The organism is Martinezella sp. CNPSo 3964 (assembly GCF_057784375.1).
The window spans coordinates 110,293-127,775 of sequence record NZ_JBXSOW010000009.1 but is presented as its reverse complement, the minus strand read 5'-3'; the positions used below and the strand labels follow the sequence as shown (position 1 = coordinate 127,775).

At 58.1% G+C, this 17,483-nt stretch carries 16 protein-coding genes; 10 read left to right on the top strand and 6 right to left on the bottom strand.

Annotation, left to right across the window (positions count from 1 at the left end; translation table 11 throughout):
- Position 1: 1 nt before the first annotated feature.
- Positions 2-682, bottom strand: a complete 681-nt coding sequence (locus AC13Q5_RS25565) for a sugar transferase (RefSeq protein ID WP_075856105.1) — start codon at positions 680-682, stop codon at positions 2-4.
- A 730-nt stretch (positions 683-1,412) separates the two neighbouring features.
- Between AC13Q5_RS25565 and AC13Q5_RS25560 the strand changes: the two genes are divergently transcribed.
- On the top strand, positions 1,413-1,703 hold the full coding sequence (locus AC13Q5_RS25560; RefSeq protein WP_075856106.1) for an exopolysaccharide production repressor protein: 291 nt from the start codon (positions 1,413-1,415) through the stop codon (positions 1,701-1,703).
- Positions 1,704-1,793: 90 nt separating this feature from the next.
- On the top strand, positions 1,794-2,804 hold the full coding sequence (locus AC13Q5_RS25555; protein WP_075856107.1) for a glycosyltransferase family 2 protein: 1,011 nt from the start codon (positions 1,794-1,796) through the stop codon (positions 2,802-2,804).
- 12 nt (positions 2,805-2,816) lie between these two features.
- On the opposite strand, the gene AC13Q5_RS25550 is transcribed toward AC13Q5_RS25555, so the two are convergent.
- Entirely contained in the window at positions 2,817-3,761 is a 945-nt protein-coding gene (locus tag AC13Q5_RS25550) for a polysaccharide pyruvyl transferase family protein (protein WP_075856108.1), read from the bottom strand.
- A gap of 86 nt (positions 3,762-3,847) precedes the next feature.
- A complete protein-coding gene (locus AC13Q5_RS25545) occupies positions 3,848-4,807 on the bottom strand; it encodes a glycosyltransferase family 2 protein (protein ID WP_075856109.1) in 960 nt (319 codons plus the stop codon).
- 645 nt (positions 4,808-5,452) lie between these two features.
- Here AC13Q5_RS25545 and AC13Q5_RS25540 point away from each other — a divergent pair.
- The 8 genes from AC13Q5_RS25540 to AC13Q5_RS25505 all read left to right on the top strand — a co-directional run bounded on the left by AC13Q5_RS25540 (position 5,453) and on the right by AC13Q5_RS25505 (position 15,019).
- Complete coding sequence (locus AC13Q5_RS25540) at positions 5,453-6,607, top strand: acyltransferase family protein (protein WP_244557972.1); 1,155 nt, start codon at positions 5,453-5,455, stop codon at positions 6,605-6,607.
- A gap of 4 nt (positions 6,608-6,611) precedes the next feature.
- Positions 6,612-7,415 (top strand): endo-1,3-1,4-beta-glycanase ExoK, encoded by an 804-nt coding sequence (gene exoK, locus AC13Q5_RS25535; protein WP_075856110.1) that lies wholly within the window; start codon positions 6,612-6,614, stop codon positions 7,413-7,415.
- A gap of 106 nt (positions 7,416-7,521) precedes the next feature.
- Positions 7,522-8,730: a glycosyl transferase family 1 gene (locus tag AC13Q5_RS25530; RefSeq protein ID WP_457878676.1), complete on the top strand. Its 1,209-nt coding sequence runs from the start codon at positions 7,522-7,524 to the stop codon at positions 8,728-8,730.
- Positions 8,727-9,722, top strand: a complete 996-nt coding sequence (locus tag AC13Q5_RS25525) for a glycosyltransferase family 2 protein (protein ID WP_457878677.1) — start codon at positions 8,727-8,729, stop codon at positions 9,720-9,722. The genes AC13Q5_RS25530 and AC13Q5_RS25525 overlap by 4 nt, the downstream gene beginning before the upstream one ends.
- Positions 9,722-10,660 carry a glycosyltransferase family 2 protein gene (locus tag AC13Q5_RS25520; RefSeq protein ID WP_075856113.1) on the top strand — a complete coding sequence of 313 codons (939 nt, stop codon included), beginning with the start codon at positions 9,722-9,724 and terminating at the stop codon, positions 10,658-10,660. The genes AC13Q5_RS25525 and AC13Q5_RS25520 overlap by 1 nt, the downstream gene beginning before the upstream one ends.
- Positions 10,657-11,682 (top strand): glycosyltransferase family 2 protein, encoded by a 1,026-nt coding sequence (locus AC13Q5_RS25515; RefSeq protein ID WP_488503599.1) that lies wholly within the window; start codon positions 10,657-10,659, stop codon positions 11,680-11,682. The genes AC13Q5_RS25520 and AC13Q5_RS25515 overlap by 4 nt, the downstream gene beginning before the upstream one ends.
- 4 nt (positions 11,683-11,686) lie before the next feature.
- Complete coding sequence (gene galU, locus AC13Q5_RS25510) at positions 11,687-12,592, top strand: UTP--glucose-1-phosphate uridylyltransferase GalU (protein ID WP_075856115.1); 906 nt, start codon at positions 11,687-11,689, stop codon at positions 12,590-12,592.
- Positions 12,593-12,676: 84 nt separating this feature from the next.
- Positions 12,677-15,019 carry a polysaccharide biosynthesis tyrosine autokinase gene (locus tag AC13Q5_RS25505; RefSeq protein ID WP_075856219.1) on the top strand — a complete coding sequence of 781 codons (2,343 nt, stop codon included), beginning with the start codon at positions 12,677-12,679 and terminating at the stop codon, positions 15,017-15,019.
- Between the two features lie 98 nt (positions 15,020-15,117).
- On the opposite strand, the gene AC13Q5_RS25500 is transcribed toward AC13Q5_RS25505, so the two are convergent.
- The 3 genes from AC13Q5_RS25500 to nikR form a co-directional block, all read right to left on the bottom strand.
- Entirely contained in the window at positions 15,118-16,014 is an 897-nt protein-coding gene (locus tag AC13Q5_RS25500; RefSeq protein ID WP_457878680.1) for a DMT family transporter, read from the bottom strand.
- 119 nt (positions 16,015-16,133) lie between these two features.
- Complete coding sequence (locus AC13Q5_RS25495; RefSeq protein WP_488503598.1) at positions 16,134-16,694, bottom strand: NADPH-dependent FMN reductase; 561 nt, start codon at positions 16,692-16,694, stop codon at positions 16,134-16,136.
- A 288-nt stretch (positions 16,695-16,982) separates the two neighbouring features.
- The gene (nikR, locus tag AC13Q5_RS25490) at positions 16,983-17,420 is read right to left on the bottom strand and encodes a nickel-responsive transcriptional regulator NikR (RefSeq protein ID WP_488503597.1); all 438 of its coding nucleotides are present in this window, start codon (positions 17,418-17,420) and stop codon (positions 16,983-16,985) included.
- Positions 17,421-17,483 lie beyond the last annotated feature (63 nt).

Below are 17,483 nucleotides of genomic sequence, written 5' to 3'. Positions count from 1 at the left end.
ATCAATAGCTGCCGCGCGAGAGGCAGACCGCAGGAATGGTTTTGGCGATGATCACCATGTCGCTGCTGAGCGACCAGTTCTTCACATAATGCGTGTCGAAGGCGACGCGACTTTCATAGGAGACGTCGTTGCGACCGCTGACCTGCCAGAGGCCAGTCAGGCCCGGACGAGACTGCAAATAATAGATTGCCGCGGTCTCGTAGCGCTCGAGCTCGTCTTCCACGACCGGGCGTGGTCCGACAACGCTCATTTCGCCGCGGATGATGTTGATGAGCTGTGGCAGCTCGTCGAGGCTGAGTTTGCGCAGGACGGCACCGACGGTGGTGACGCGGGGGTCGTTCTGCAGCTTGCGCGTCGCGCGCCACTCTTCCATCGCCCTCGGATTGGACTGCAGGTGAGCATGGAGCACCTTGTCGCCATCGATGACCATGGTGCGGAACTTCAGGCAACGGAAAGCCTTGCCATTATGGCCGATACGGCGATGGCCATAAAAAGCGGGGCCGCGGTCTGTAAGTTTCACCAGGAGCATCAGCATTAGAAAGAGCGGGCTGATGAAAATCAAAGCGAGCATAGCGGTAGAGACGTCGAAAACGCGTTTCAGTACTCCACCAGTGGGCGGAAAGACGTCGCTTTCCGCGGCGCTGAAAAAAGCCGATGTGGCCGATCTCGTCGCAGACTTCATAGAGAAAACTCCATTCATGTTGACGATTGGTCGGAAATTCTCGGACGCGTAATTAGAGCCGGGATGATCGGAGTGTAGGTTCGGATTTGGACTTTTTAAGCCAAACTTTTGTAGCGATATGGCATGGCGGTATATATTTACCGCATCAATGGTGACTTGGTTTAAATCAGCGATCAGTTATAGATGGGTTCTACTGTATCGTGCTGCGTATAATGGCGCCGCTGGCAGCTCTGCCGCATCATAGTCGACGATTTCTAAGGATGTTATAGGCATCCAACGGTAAGTTCTTCATTATCATTGGCTTCGATAGCCTGTGCTCGGTTTCCCTTCAGCTATACGCCATCCTGATTTCTTCATAGGATATATTGCGCTGCAGCAATATTTTGCGGTGCACATACTGAGATTGGGTTTTTCAGGACTTTGTAATAAAAGTTGATTGAGTTGACGATGAAACCATGGAGGTGCAGTCGCCCTCATGCGTCGCTAAGATTGCATTATTTCATCATGTCTCCATATAATTGCAAAGAGAAAGATGAACAAATTCAATTGTAATTATAATCGAGGTGTAGTTTTAACAGGCCCGGCGTTAGGGTCGTCTCAAATCGCAACGGATCATCGTGACTTGGTTGAATCTCAATGAATCATAAAATATATTTGAGTTTCAGGTCTGATAAGGGAGGAAAGACCTTGATCGTTTTTTACATGATGGCAGAGCGGGCGAGGTAAGATTATGTATGCGCCCCGCGTTTTCATCAGCATGTTGGGCACGCTGATCGTATTTGCTATCGCAACATATTTTCTGACGAACTCGCTTTCGACCACACTGATCGAAACGGTCATCTGTGCCGTCCTTCTGCAGATCGGCTATTTCCTGGGCGTACTCTACCTTGTCTGGAAAGAGCGCAAAGCGCACGAGTCCCTGTTGAACGAAGACAAGGTGCCGGGATCGGTCCAGGAGGACAGCAAGGTCGCTGGTCTGTCCGCATCCAGTTTGAAGCGGTCCGAGCCGTTCAACCCCTGAACCGGGTAAACGATCCGATCTTTTGATGATCCGGCGGTTGTCGGATCCGAGCGATGTCCTAAGTCTCCGCCTGAACCATTGGAGGCTGACGTGACCGACCGTGCAGAAAAAAGTGTCTGCGTAATCATTGCCGCGAAGAATGCCAGCGACACGATCGGGCTGGCCGTTGCCTCGGCCCTTCGGGAGCCTGAAGTGGCGGAAGTCGTCGTCATCGACGATGGCTCGACGGATGGAACTGCCGCCGCCGCCGCCAAGGCCGATGACGGCAGCGGCAGGCTGACAATCCAGGAGTTCGAGAAGAACCGTGGTCCCGCCGCCGCACGCAATCACGCGATCGAGATATCCAAGGCTCCGCTGATCGGCATTCTTGATGCCGACGATTTCTTCTTTCCGGGTCGTTTCGCTGCGCTGCTTGCCGCTGATGATTGGGATTTCGTTGCCGACAACATCGCCTTCGTCAGTGCCGATACTGTTCCCGATGCGCATGCACGGCTCGATCATTTCGATGCAAAGCCGCGCTTTCTCGATCTTGCCGCTTTCGTCGAGGGAAATATTTCCAAGCGCGGCGTGCGCCGCGGCGAGATCGGCTTCCTGAAGCCTTTGATGCGGCGCTCCTTTCTGGATGCGCATGGCCTGCGCTACAATGAGGCGCTGCGCCTTGGCGAAGATTACGACCTGTATGTTCGTGCGCTGGCCAAGCGCGCACGTTACAAGATCATCCATAGCTGCGGTTATGGCGCGGTCGTGCGCAGCGATTCCCTGAGCGGCCGGCACAAAACAGACGATTTGCGCCGCCTCTATGAGGCTGACCGGACCATTCTTGCCAAGGGCGGGATCTCTTCGGAAGATGCCGCCGTGATCCGCCGCCATGAGCAGCATATCCGTGATCGCTACGAGCTGCGGCATTTCCTCGACATCAAGTCACAATCGGGGTTCTTGTCTGCCGCGATCTATGCGCTTTCGCATCCCCTGGCCGTTCCGGCGATTGCCGGCGGCATTCTGACAGACAAGACCGAGCGCTTCCGCAAGCGGAGCGGCGCGCCCATTGCCCATGCCGGTGCGAACGGCCTGCGCTATCTTCTGCAGGCCGCTCCGAAATAGCGATATCGAAGCTTACAGATAATCGCGGCGCACGCCCTCGATCACACTGAGAAGGCGTTCTTTGCAGGCCGCAAGTGCGCTGTCCTTGCTCAACTGCGGTTTTGCCTTGCTTGCCTGCCAAAGACCCAGGGCCGAGGGCACCGCAAGTGCCTGCTTTGCCATGACGCGCAGCGTGGTCTGCTCGGGATCGGCAAGCATCACGTTTTCCCCGTAGCGCTGCTTTCCAAGCTCGGCTGCCGCGAGGTTGCTGCGCTCGAAGCCGACGCCCCAGAACTTCGCGCCCTTGGCGATCGCCTCGGCGCGGGTCGAAACAGGAATGTGCTTCGGCTGATAGGTGACGCCGAGCGAGCGAGCCCAGTCGTTCCATTTGAAACTGTTGATGGAGCGCGAGGAGCTGACTGCAATCCATGGAACGCGGAAAGCATCGGCCAGGATGGCGCCGTGCATCGATTCCGCAACAATCAGTTCGGAGGCGGCAATCTCGCGGATCACGGCCTTCGCCTCGCCGCGGGGGTCGAGATAGGAAAGGCCGACGGTCTTGCAGATTTCAGGCCAAAGGCCTGCGGCAGCCGATTCCCAATGCGGGATGAAGGTGCGCTTGCCGTTTTTCGAAATATTCTGGAATTCGGGCATTTCCGTCACCAGGACGGCGGGATCGACAATGCCCATTGCAGCAGGCAAGCCGGCTTTTTCCGCGGTCAACGGGCCGCGTACGCTGCGAACGTCCCATTGCGAGGTGTCGCGCATATCGGGAAGGGAGCCATAGCCGAAGCCGCTGCCGATGACGAGCTTGCGTCCTTCGTCAGGCAGGATCTCCGTATTGAGGACGGTTCCGACGCCGACCAGCAATGTTTCCTTGTGAACATCGCGAAGGCCGGGAAGTAGGAAATCCCAGAGCCAGAGATTGAGATCGTCACCGAAATTGCCATGGGTGGATTCCCAGTGGAACGGCTTCATACAGGACTCCTTGCTGATCCAAACGATAGCGGGGCATGCCGTGGCTCTTCGATACGGCATGCGCAGCTCATGCTGCGCTGCAAAATCTAGGGCGCGAGTTTGCCCACGGCAAGCTGCATGACGCTTTGTAAAATCGCCGGGTCGCGCAAGGCCCATTTTGCCAGCAATCCAAATTGCGGCATACGCCGCTGTCGCATCTGTCTCGCCTGGCTCCAGAGCGCCTGCCGCCGGGCGCGATTTTTATAGAGGCGGATAGACTCGACATCCTGCGGCCGGCGCGAAAATCTCTGTTCCAGCGTATTGAGCGCCGTCCATGTGTTGAATTGCTGACGCAGGAATTGCGGGGAATCATTGTCGATGCTGTGGAAGATGTTCACGCCTTCGCCACGCAGTGCACCGGCGTTTTCGCACAGCAACACCCGCTTGGCTGCGAGAACGCAGTCGCAGAAGAACAAGACGTCCTCTGCCGCCAGCCGCAATGACGGCTCGAAACGGATCTTTTCGAAGAGCGGCCGCCCGATCACCATGCAGGACATATGCAGAAAGCTCCAGTCCTGCAGCATGACGCTGGCGATGTTCGGGATTTCGACGACGGCTGGCCTGTCCGACAATCGTATCGTATCGGCCGATTTTCCGAGTTCGGCGATGCTGAAATGATAATAGAACTCCTTGCCGCCATCGATGGAGTCCCAATAGCAATCGGCATTGTAATGGGTCAGCGTTCCGAAGGCGTTGCTGAGATGCTCTGGTGCCCATTCGTCATCGGAATCCAGGAAGGCCACGAACCGGCTCTCGGCCGGCACGCTGTTAAGGCCGGTATTGCGCGCGCCGCCTGGACCCGCATTGGCCTGGCGGATCACACGGATGCGCTTTCTTTCCTCGCTGCTCAGCGACTGCAGCTCGCCTTCTGCCGGAAGTGGCGATTCATCGTCGACGATGAGGATATCGAAATCCTGAAATGTCTGCCGGGATATCGATTTCAACGCGCGCTGCAGAACGCCGGTTTGCTTCTGATAGAACGGAATAACAATCGTGATAGACGCCATTTTCCCGCCTTTACGGTTTTGATTCAAGGGCTTGCGGTCTCATCCCCCGAGGGCATGATCATTGGCTTTCCAACGGCGTCCGCGGCAATTTTCCGGCCGATTGACCCATAACGGATGTCGTTGTGACGCCAACAGGTAGCGTCCAATCGGTGTCGAGCAATGTTGAGAAACGAGATTTTCTGAAACTTTATCCAAGCGCGGCAGCACTCTGACCATTCCGCCGATGGATCATTGTGGCACGTTGCGCACCATGATCGCACGTTTGCGCATCCATGAGAGGAGCGATGCGGATTGCTTTTCTCACAATGATTGAAATGTCGTCGCATTTTGGTCATGGTTCGTCTGTCGGGCTCTGCTGCGCTGCAAAAAATCTTCACCTTCCGGTAAAAAAACAGAGCCGTTCGAACTCATCGCTGGAAGCCAGCATCGAAATATTGAGCGGGCGTCTAAGTGCTTTTCGCAACAGAGCTTTTCTCCGATTCAAATCGATTATTTCATGCTCAAAGGCGTACAAATCGGTGTTTTCAGCACTGATCCGCATATGATTTTTCGCTCATTTTTGCTGCGGTGCCATATTCCCTTTCCGAAGAGCGCCCTAGGTTACCTTTGCGAGCTCTGCTCTGTTTGAAATGGCTGCGAGGGGGGATGCAGCCCGAAGAAGGGGTGACAGACATCGTGAATGTGACTGCCAACGTGTCTTCGCGGATAAACCTCATGCGTATCGTGCTCATCTCGGGCATAATCTTTGTCCATATACCTTTCGATCCGCATAGCAGCCCGTTCAACGGTGACTATGGCTTTTTCGATTGGTTGCGCGTGTTCCTGCGTGACAGTTTGTTCCGTGTAGGTGTCCCCTGCCTGAGTGTGATCTCAGGATACTTGCTATTTCGTAATGGAAAGGCGCCAAAGAGCTATAAAGAGACCGTTGGCCGGAAGACAAAGACAGTTATTCTGCCGTTCCTGTTGTGGAATGGTGCATTCTTCCTGTTTGTATTGCTTCTTCAGTATTACGGCATTGGCGATGGATATCTGCCGGACCTGTCGGAAGCTACTCCGCATACGATCTCGAATCTCTTGCTCGCCATCGACGGCGAACCAATAAATCTGCCGCTCTATTTTTTGCGCGATCTTTTCGTTTGCATTTTGCTGTCACCGGTGTTGGCGTTTCTTATTCGTCGTGCTCCGTTACCGACATTGGTCTTCCTGCTTTTGCTTGCAGCTTGGCCCGTATCTATCGGAATCGTGCTGCGGAACTCTATTCTCTTCAGTTTCAGCTTCGGAATCTACCTGAGTCTCCATCGTATCGACGTGACGGTCATAGATCGCTATGCCGCCTTGATCGCGCCTGCCTTCGTTGCGCTCGCAGCGCTTCTGGCAACGGCTGCCTACATGACGGGGCCAGGATTGCCGTTGTGGCTCGAGGTTTGTCGCAATCTGATGGTGCTCGTCGGTATTCCAGGCTTCTGGGCACTATCGGCAATCTTCATCCGCAGCCGGATCGGGCAGGGCTTGGCAGGAACCGGCAGCCTCAGCTTCTGGATCTTTTGCGGCCATTATCCGCTGCTCTTCTGCCTCTGGGTTCTTTGGAACCGCGGTGGCAGCGAGCTCTACCCGATTTTCTATCTTCTGGCGGCGGCACTTGCCTTGCTGCTGCTGCCCTTGACCAATGGCATGGCGCGCCACGCCCTGCCAAGCTTCCACAACCTGCTGACTGGCAGCCGGGCGCGCCCGCAAGCCGAAATCCGTGCTGTCCAGAACCGCGCTGCCGAAGATCGGCAAGTGCGTTCGAAGCAAAGGTGATGCCATGACGACATCGAAAAGCTACATGCAAAGACTTGGTCTTGTCTCAATCGCTCTGATGAGCGCATGCTTTCTGCCACAGGTCGTGTCTGCTCAGGATGATCAGGCGTCCGGCCGGTCATTCGTCGACAATTTCGAACATCTGGATACCAGCCGCTGGTATATTTCCGATGGCTGGAACAACGGAGCGTATCAGAATTGCACCTGGTCGCGAAAACAGGTGAACGTCAAGGACGGAACGCTGCAACTGCAGTTCATCCAGTCCAAGACTGGCGATCGCAATTATGCTTGCGGCGAAATCCAGACGATGAAACGTTACGGCTATGGCACCTATGAAGCGCGTTACCGCACAGCCAAGGGGCCTGGTCTCAACTCTGCCTTCTTCACCTATATCGGCCCGACCGACAAGAAGCCGCATGACGAGATCGATTTCGAAGTGCTCGGCAAGAATCCCGGCCAAGTTCAGGTCAACCAGTATATTTCCGCCAAGGGCGGCAATGAAAAGCTGGTGCCGGTTTCAGGTGGTGCCGACCAGAATTTCAACGATTATGCCTTCGTCTGGGAAAAGGATCGTCTGCGCTACTACGTGAACGGCAAGCTCGTTCAGGAAGTCACCGATCCTTCGAAGATACCGACGAATGCGCAGAAGATCTTCTTCAGCCTCTGGGGTACCGATACCCTCAGCGGCTGGATGGGCAAGTTCGCCTATGGCGGCGAGCCGGCAACCATGGAGATCAAGCGCGTCGCCTTCACTGCGCCGGGGGAGAAGTGCCTGTTCCCGGAATCGATCACCTGCAAACTCGATTGAACTCAGCCGGCCGCGTGGCATCTCTCGCGGCCGGTTGCAATGCCACCATGCAACACCAACCACACAAGGTGCCCGGTCCTGGCTGGGCGCAAAAGCGGAAATTTTGATGCTGCATATACTGTACTTCGTCCACGATCTTGCTGACCCCGCCGTGCGTAGGCGGGTGCTGATGCTGCAGGCCGGCGGGGCACTCGTAACGCTCGCGGGGTTCCGGCGTGACGACAATGCGCTGGCTGCCATACACGGCGTCGAGCCGATCGAACTCGGCAAGACGCAGGATGCCCAGTTTGCGCAGCGTATCGCGGCGGTGGCCAGATCGGCGGCGAAACTGCGTGGGCTGCTGCGCTCGGTCGCAAGGCCGGACCTCATCATCGGCCGTAATCTCGAAATGCTGGCGCTGGCCAATCGCGCCAAGTCCGTTTTCGGCGGCGACATGCCGATCGTCTATGAATGCCTCGATATCCATCGGCTGCTGCTGCGTGACGATGTGGTGGGCAGTGCGCTTCGCAGCGCGGAGCGTCACTTCGGTTCGCAGGCGTCATTGCTGGTGACCAGTTCGCCCGCCTTCATCGAACGTTATTTCCGTCCGCGCTCCGGGCTCAATGTGCCGGTCATGCTGCTCGAAAACAAGGTGCTGGCGCTTGAGCCTGCGGCGCGTGCCATAGCATCAGCCGCACGGCCGCCGGCTGCGGACAAACCATGGAAGATAGGCTGGTTCGGCGCCCTTCGCTGCCGTAAGTCATTGGCTTTGCTCGATCAATTCTCCCGCAAGATGGAAGGTCGCTTCGAAATCGTCCTGCGGGGTCGCCCGGCTCATTCAGAGTTCGACGACTTCGATCGCACCGTCCGCGATGCACCCTTCATGCATTTTGCAGGCGCCTACAAGAACCCCGAGGATCTCTCGGCGATCTACGGCGAAGTCCAGTTTTCCTGGGCCATCGACTTTTTCGAAGAGGGATTGAATTCCAGCTGGCTGCTGCCGAACCGCCTTTATGAAGGTGGCCTTTACGGCACCGTGCCGATTGCGATCAAGGGTACGGAGACGGCAAGATTTCTCGCGAGCCGAAGGATCGGGCTTACGCTCGACGAGGCTGATGCCGAACATCTGACGGCGCTTTTGGGAGAGATGGACGCGAAGCGCTATCTCGCCGCTTTCGAGGCGGTGGCGTCACAGGATCGCAAGCAATGGATGATGGATCGCGCCGACTGTCAGGGGCTGGTGCAACGGCTGGCGTCGCTGACGCGCGCCAATGAACAGCTCGCCGAAATACAGGCCCTCCCACAACTGCATCGCAATAGAGGTGGATTGCAATGACGACCGAAAGTTCAGGGGACATGCGTTGCATAATCGTTATTCCTTGCCTCAACGAGGAAAAGCATATCGAGCCGCTGATCGAGAAGCTCGGTCAGGCTCTGGACGAACTCGATGCCAGGATCGTGGTGGCTGATGGCGGCAGCACCGATCGCACGCGCGAAATCGTTCGGAATATAGCGGAGGGAGATCCGCGCGTTCTGTTGCTCGATAATCCGAAACGATTGCAGAGCGCAGCGATCAATCTCGCTATCGACACATTCGGTGACGATCATGAGTATTTCATCCGTATCGACGCCCATGGCGACTATCCGGACGACTACTGCCAGACGCTGGTACAGGAGGCAGGCGCGACGGGCGCGGATTCCGTCGTCGTTGCGATGCGCACTATGGGTTTCAGCGCCTTCCAGAAGGCAACGGCCGTGGCACAGAACTCCAAGCTCGGCAATGGTGGTTCCAAACATCGCGAAGGCGCGAAGGGCCATTGGGCTGAGCATGGGCACCACGCGCTGATGCGCGTTGCCGCCTTCCGTGCGGTCGGCGGTTATGACGAAACCTTTAGCCATAACGAGGATGCCGAGCTGGATTATCGACTGAACAAGGCGGGGTATCGGATCTGGCTGACCGACAAGACGGCCATGACCTATTATCCGCGCTCCAGCGTCCCGACGCTCTTCAAGCAGTATCTCGGCTATGGCCGCGGCCGCGCGCGCAATATTCTCAAGCATCGCAGCATGCCGAGCCTGCGCCAGATGCTGCCGCTTGCGGTCGTGCCGATTTTCATCGGTGCTTTCCTGGCCGTCCTTAACTGGATTGCGGTTATTCCGGTTGGCCTGTGGGCGGTGGCCTGCATCGCCTACGGCTTCTGGATCGCTCTCGGCCAGAAGAATCCTTACGGCCCGCTGGCCGCAATTTCCGCTATGGTCATGCATTTCGCCTGGTCCATGGGCTTCTGGATGGAAGTCTTCAGCTTCCGCAATCGCAGGGTGGCGTGATGACACAAGTCCATCGACGCCCGATAAGGATCGACATCGCGGTCTGCACCTATCGGCGGGCAGAGCTCGATCAGACGCTGCTGTCGCTGGCCGTACTCAGCGTCCCCACAGGTGCGATCATCCGGATCATCATTGCTGATAATGATGTGACGCCGAGCGCGCGGGGCCGCGTCGACGCCATGCGTTCGGCCGTGCCCTTCGAGATTGTCTATGTCCATTGCCCGGCTTCGAACATCTCGATTGCCCGCAATGCTTGCCTGGATCATGCGAGCGGCGATTTTCTCGCCTTCATCGATGACGACGAGACGGCCTCGGAAGACTGGCTGACGGAAATGCTGATCATGGCCGACACGACCGGCGCCGACGCCGTTCTCGGTCCCGTGCAGGCGGTGTATGCAAACGTCGCCCCGGCCTGGATGCAGCGTGGCGACTTTCATTCGACCTTGCCTGTTTGGGTCGCCGGGGAAATCCTGACCGGCTACACCTGCAATGTGCTGCTGCGCCGCGGTGCGCCTTCGCTTGCCGGCCGGCGGTTCAATATCGCGCTCGGGCGCAGCGGCGGCGAAGATACCGAGTTCTTCACCCATATGCACAAGGCGGGCGGCAGGATCGCTTATGCGGCGGACGCGCTCGTCTATGAGCCCGTCCCTAACACGCGCGCGAGCGTCTCCTGGCTCTCCAAGCGCCGCTATCGCATGGGGCAGACGCATGGGCGCATGTTGCTGGAAGCCAGGGGGGGCTTCGGGCGCTGGCGAGCGATTGCGCTCGCGGGCACGAAGTCCGCCTATTGCTTTGCTGCCGCGGCGCTGCTTTCCGCGTCCCCGATCAAGCGGCATCGCTACGGTTTGCGCGGCATCATGCACGCCGGCGTCGTCAGCGGTCTCTTTGGAGTTCGCGAGATCGAACAATACGGAAATCTGGAGAAGGCACCGCAATGACGGATTTCATCCCTGATGTCAGCTTCGTCATCGCTGCCTATAATGCCGAGGAAACGCTTGAGCGCGCCATCGACAGCGCGTTGGCGCAAGGCGCCGTCAGCATGGAAGTGATCGTCGTCGACGATTGCTCGAGCGATGGTACGCGGGAGATTGCCGGCAACCATCCTGATCCGCGGGTGCGTCTCGTTGCCATGGCCCGCAACGGCGGTCCGGGCGCGGCTCGCAATGCCGGGCTCGATGCGGCCCGGGGTCGCTGGGTGGCCGTGCTCGATTCCGATGATGCCCTGCGGCCGGACCGTATGGCACGTCTGATTGCTAGGGCGGAAAAGGCCGATGCGCAGATCGCGGTCGACAATCTCGATGTCATTCGCGAGGACGTCGGCACGATGCTGCCGATGTTCCCGGAGGCGATGCTGGCACGCATGCCGACGCTGACGCTGGCAAAATTCATCGCCTCGAATATGATTTTTCAGTCGGAGCACAATTTCGGTTACATGAAGCCGGTCTTCGAGCGTGCCTTCGTCGAGAAGCATCGCCTACGCTTCGATGAGACCTTGCGGATCGGCGAGGATTACATTTTCCTCGCTTCCGCTCTTGCTCGTGGCGGCGTCTGCGTCGTCGAGCCGACCGTAGGCTACTTGTACTACATTCGCGACGGGTCGATCTCGCGTGTTCTCAAACAAGACCATGTCGAGGCCATGCTTGCTGCCGACAGCAGATTCTTCGCTGATCATCCCTTCGGGGCCGCTGCCCTTGCCGCACAGCGGCGACGCACGCGCAATCTGAGGGACGTTATCGCATTCCTGAAGCTGGTCGACAGCATCAAGGAGCGCGAATTGCAGGCGATGCTCAAGATCGCATGCCTCAACCCGCGGGCGGTGCGCCATCTCAGCATGCCGATCTTTGCGCGTTTTCGTCGGTTGGCCGCGTCTCTGCGGAGCGGCCGCCAGCCGTCGCCTACCTCTTCACTTTCCTCCCCCCTGCCCAATATGGGCGCAGGCCCTCACTCTAACAAAGGATAGAGCCATGGACCCCAAACATCGTGTGAGAAAAGCAGTCATCCCGGTTGCCGGCAATGGAACACGCTTCCTGCCCGCCACCAAGGCGATGCCAAAGGAGATGCTGACGATCGTCGATCGTCCGGTCGTGCAATATGCCGTCGATGAAGCCATCGAAGCCGGCATCGAGCACATCGTCTTCGTCACCAGCCGCAACAAGTCGGCGATTGAAGACCATTTCGACGACACGCCGGAGCTGATTTCCTCACTACAGAGGGCAGGCAAAAGCCACCAGGTCAGCGAGCTGGAACGTCTTCTGCCGCGGCCGGGCGCCGTCAGCTTCACCCGCCAGCAGGCTCCGCTCGGCCTCGGCCACGCCGTCTGGTGTGCCCGCGATCTGATCGGCAACGAGCCCTTCGCCTTGCTCTTGCCTGACATGCTTTGCTACGGCATGCGCGGCTGCATGGCCGGCCTGATGGACCTCTATAATGAGACCGGTGGCAATATCGTCGCCGTCGAGGAATGCGCTCCAGAAGAAACCTCGAAATACGGCATCATCGGCAAGGGCGAGTCCGTGCGCCATGGCTTTGCCGTGACCAAAATGGTCGAGAAGCCGCATCCGTCCGAGGCGCCTTCAAACTTTTACCTCAATGGCCGTTATATTCTGCAGCCTGAGATCTTCGACATTCTGGCCCGTCAGGAGCGCGGCGCTGGTAATGAGATCCAGCTGACCGACGGCATGCTGCGCCTCTCCGAGACGCAATCCTTTCATGCCCAGGTCTATAACGGACGCACGTTCGACTGCGGGTCCAAGCACGGCTTCATCGAAGCGAACGTTGCCTTCGCGCTCGCTCGCTCCGATATCGGCGGCTTGGTCTATGACTCGATCCGCAACCTGGTCGTCTCGCACGAAGCGCAGATGACCGCCGCTTAAGCCTGTTCACATTGTGGCCTGCGGCCGGTAAGGCCGCAGGCCATGGCTATTGTTCATTCGGGCTTCTCCGACAAGGTGGTCGCCATGCATCAGAAGAACTTCACTTTCCACAGCGCTCTTCCGCAAGCGGAGTCGCAGGATAGCTTTATCGATCTCGACCGGCTGATGGCCGTCGTGGTCCGGCGCATCCGCACCATCATTTTTGCCGTGGCCGCTTTTGTCATTCTGGCCGTCGCCTATCTGCTCACCGCCACCTCGAGCTATACGTCGATGACGCAGATATTGCTCGACGAAACCATGACGAAATATGCCGAGGATCAGCCGCCGGCGGCGAGCAGCCAGCAGGCGGATATGGAAATCGCCAGTGCAGTGGAAATCCTCAAATCGAACGAAATGGCGCTGCGCGTCGTCGACACTGCCGGCCTTGCCGACAACAATACATTGCTTAATCCGCCGGTATCTCCGGCGGCGTTGCTCAAATCCGGCGTCAGCCTGATCGTCAGCGTCTTTACGCCCGGTCGCCCGCCGATGACGCCCGAGGAGCAGCGCGAGGCTCAACGTCAGAAGGTTGCTGCCGTTTTGCAGGACAATCTGAAGGTCGAGCGCGTCACGCGAAGCTCGGTCGTTGCCGTCTCCTACAGCTCCACCGACAAGCGTCTTGCCGCCGCGGTTACGCGCGCCTATGCCGACGCTTATCTGACCGATCAGCTGAACGCCAATTTCGACGCTACTGAGCGCGCCTCGGTCTGGCTGCAGGAACGCTTGAACGATCTGCGCCAGCGCGCCCAGGAGGCTTCGCTTGAAGTCGAAAAATACAAGGCTGACAATGGGTTGACCTCCACGGGTGGCGAGCTGATGTCGGAACAGCAGATTTCCGATCTGAACAAGCAATTGATCATCGCACAGGCCGATACCGCCAGCGCAGCCGCCCGCTACAATCAATATAAGTCGATCATCGACCAGGGCCCAGACAACGCCGTCAAGAACGCGACCATCTCGTCGAGCTCGACCGACAACTCGGTGTTGCAGGATCTGAAGACACGCTATCTCGCCGTCGAAAAGCGCGAGCAGGACGTTACGCAGAACTTCGGCGCCGACCATCCGCAAGCCGTCGCGCTCAAGGCCGAGCGGCAGGACATTACCCGGCAGATCTATCAGGTCCTTCAGCAGCTGACTGCCAGCTACAAGAACGAGCTTGATGTCGCGCAGTCGCGAGCGGAATCGCTGCGCGAAAGCATCGACAAGGTCGTCGGCAAGAATTCCGAGGCTAACAAGTCGCTAGTTCATCTCAATGAGCTGAACCAGAAGGCATCGGCGTTGAAGACGCTTTATGAATCCTATCTTGGCCGTTTCGAACAGGCGACCCAGCAGCGCTCCTTCCCGATCGCCAAGGCGCGCGTCATCTCGGTTGCCGGCGTACCGACGGCGCCGTCCAGCCCGAAGAAGACGCTCGTCATGGCGCTTTCGGTCATCCTCGGCCTGATGGTCGGTTGCGGTGTTGCGGCATTCCAGGAGTTCCGTGATCGCTTTTTCCGCGTCGAGGCCGACGTGCGGGCTGCTCTCGGATTGAAATTCCTGGGCTATCTGCCGCTGCTCGGCCAGCAGAGCAAAAACAAGAAGAAGCCGCGCAAGGCCGATGCCGGAGCGGAGCCGACAACGGCGGAAGAGGGAGAGAACGGCGTCGCCTTCGAGCGCATGATGCGCATCTCCGTCGAAGCGCCGCGCTCGATCTTCGCCGAGACCTTGAGGAACGCAAAGCTCGCCAGCGATGTGATGCTGCAGGGCCGCGCCGACCGCGTCATCGGCGTTGTCTCGGCACTTCCCGGTGAGGGCAAGTCGACAACCGCTGCCAACTTTGCCGCCCTGCTTGCGAGCAGCGGCAAGCGCACGCTGCTCATCGATGCCGACTTGCGCAACCCGGGTCTCAGCCGGACGCTGAAGACGCCACCGCAGGCCGGCCTGATCGAGGCTGTGCTTGGCGAGGTGCCCTGGACGAGTGCCGTGAAGGTCGATCCGCGCACCAAGCTTGCCATTCTCCCGGTCGCCGTACGCGATCACCTGCTGCACACCAGCGAGCTTCTGTCCTCGCAGGGCATGCAGCATCTGATGGAAAATGCACGCAAGATGTTCGACTACATTATCGTCGACCTTGCACCGCTTGGCCCTGTCATCGACGCAAAGGCCTTCGCGCCGCAGGTCGATGCCTTCCTGCTGGTTACCGAATGGGGCGCGACGCCGACCAATCTGGTGCGTGATGTTCTCGAGCAGGAGCCGCAGATCAACTCGCGCATCCTCGGCGTCATCCTCAACAAGACCGACATGTCGGAACTGCCGCGCTACAGCGATTTCGGCGGAACGGAACGCTACCGGCAGAAATATGTGAGCTACTACACGGAGGCGCAGCCGCGCGCCCAGGTGGACGCTTAGAGCAATTCCAGGAAAAGTGCGTAGCGGTTTTCCGTCCGGAATTGCGTGAAAACAAAGAGATAGAGCGGTTCGGAGATTCCGTGAAAAGCTGAACCGCTCTAGCCTGCCGATGCCTTGTCGGCCTTGAGCCGGGTTCTCGCCAGGGCATGTTCGCGCCAGATCGTGAATATGCCCGCCGCAACAACGATGAGCGCGCCCGCAATCATGGGCGCGCTCAGCTTCTCGCCGAATATCGTGACGCCGATAATGGCGGAGAAGACGAGCTGCAGATAGGTCAGGGGCTGGATGACCACCGCGTCGAGCATGTCATAGGCGCGGATGAGGAAATAATGGCTCGAAACGCCTGTCAGACAGAGAATGCCCATGAAGATCCAGTCATGTGGGGCCAGCGATGTCCAGAAGAACGGCCCGATGCAGGTCATGGCGACCGCACCCACAACGCCCGTATAGAAGAAGCTGGTCATGGCGCCGTCCTCGCGGCTGACATAGCGTGTCAGGACGACATAGAGCGAAAATAGCAATGCGCCGAAAAGCGGCACCAAGAACCGCGCATCGAAGACGCCGCTTTCCGGCTTCAGGATCAGCAGCACGCCGATGAAGCCGAAGCAGATTGCCAGCCAACGCCGCCAGCCGACCTTCTCGCCGAGGATCGGTATGGATAGCAGGGCTACCATCAGCGGGCCTGATGAAAAGATCGCCTGCGAATGGGCCAGACCGACGATGACGAAGGACGAGATGGCGACGACGATCTGCGCGGCGAGCAGTAGGCCTCGGGCAATCTGCAGGACAGGACGCTTGGTCCGGACATTGCGTCGCAAGCCCCCCGGTGCGCGTGAAGCCATTGCAATTGCGAAGAGCATGAAGGCCCAATAGCGGATCATCGCCACCAGAAGCGGCGGATAGGCGCTGACAAGGTGCTTGGAGATGCCGTCCTGTATGGCGAATATGCTGATTGCCAACAGCGTGAAGACGTAACCGGTACTATTGGATTTCATGGCTTTCGAAGGAAGAAGATGTGCGAGGCCCCAGAGGTGCCGGGACCCGGCACCGCATTCACATTAGGTCATTCATCGGTTCAATCATAGGCTTTGTATCCGCCTTGCCGAGCGGCACATCAGCCCTTCTTGCGATCCCCAACGAAAGCCGTGAAGCCATCGATGAAAGCCGCAAGATTGTGTTTCACTTTCTCGTCGACGATCGCCCCGTCCGCATCGAAGACGCTGCCGGCGCGCGACACCATCAGCCGGCCGCCGAACCATGCGTCGGCGCCGAGCGTGTGCAACACTGTCAGCCAGGCATTCTGGCTGAGGATAGTGCCGAAATTGCCAGGCGAAGCGCCGAGAACAGCGATCGGCTTTCCGCCGAAGACCCGGGCGATATCCGTGGAGGGGCGGCTCATCCAGTCGATAGCGTTTTTGAATACGCCCGGAAGCGAGTTGTTGTATTCCTGCGTAAACAGGATCAGCCCATCGGCGGATATGGTCAGATCCTTGAGTTCCTGTACCTTTTCCGGAATGCCTTCTGCCGCCTCGAGATCGGCGTCGTAGAGCGGTACGCCGTGAATGGTGCGGGCAATCAGCTCGACGCCATCCGGCGCCAATTCGACGGCCGCGTGGAGCAGGGCCGTGTTGAAGGAGCCTTTGCGCAGGCTGCCCGATATGCCGAGTATCTTCATCGCTTCCCCCATTTGCCGTGATAGGAAGACATTTATGCTTCGCCGTCCTTCGTCAAGGCCTACTGCATAATTTCCGTTAAATCGGAATCGACTAAGAGAAATTATGTAGTATTTCAATGCGTTACAGCGTCATTGGCGCGTGTTGAAAGACGCGCGGTGCTGTACGCGAGATCTCACGCAGCGAGCAGTGACCTCAGCTTGAGGGTGCTTGCCATGCTCAAGGAAAGCATGACCTATACGGTAGGGTTGGCTTCGACTGAGTAGTCCGCGGGCAACTCGCCCGCCCTCTCAGTCATGCAAATGCGTTTCGGCGCTATCTATACCATCGTCCGATGGGATGATGTGCAGGTTCCCGAAGCGTACGCCGCGCTGCGTCACGACGCTGTCGGCAAAGGTCTTGATCTCGTCCGCCTTACCCTTCAGCACGGAGACTTCGAGGCAATCTTGTCCATCGATGTGAACATGAAGCGTCGAGATCGAAAGATCGTGGTGATCGTGCTGCGCCGTCGTCAGCCGGCGTGAGAGGTCGCGGGTTTCATGCTCATAGACGTAGGTGAGGGCCGCGTAACATCTGGCTTCGCCGTCTATGATCGGTTGCGCACGGGTTACTGCATCGCGGACGAGATCGCGCAAAGTCTCCGAGCGGCTTGCATAGCCGCGCTGTGCACTGATCTTGTCGATGGTTTCGAGAAGATCGTCATCAATGGTGATGGTAATGCGCTGCATTTCCTGATCCTCTTTTGCCCCACGGCTTGCCGCGATCGACTAGAGCGTGATGCCGAAAAGTGT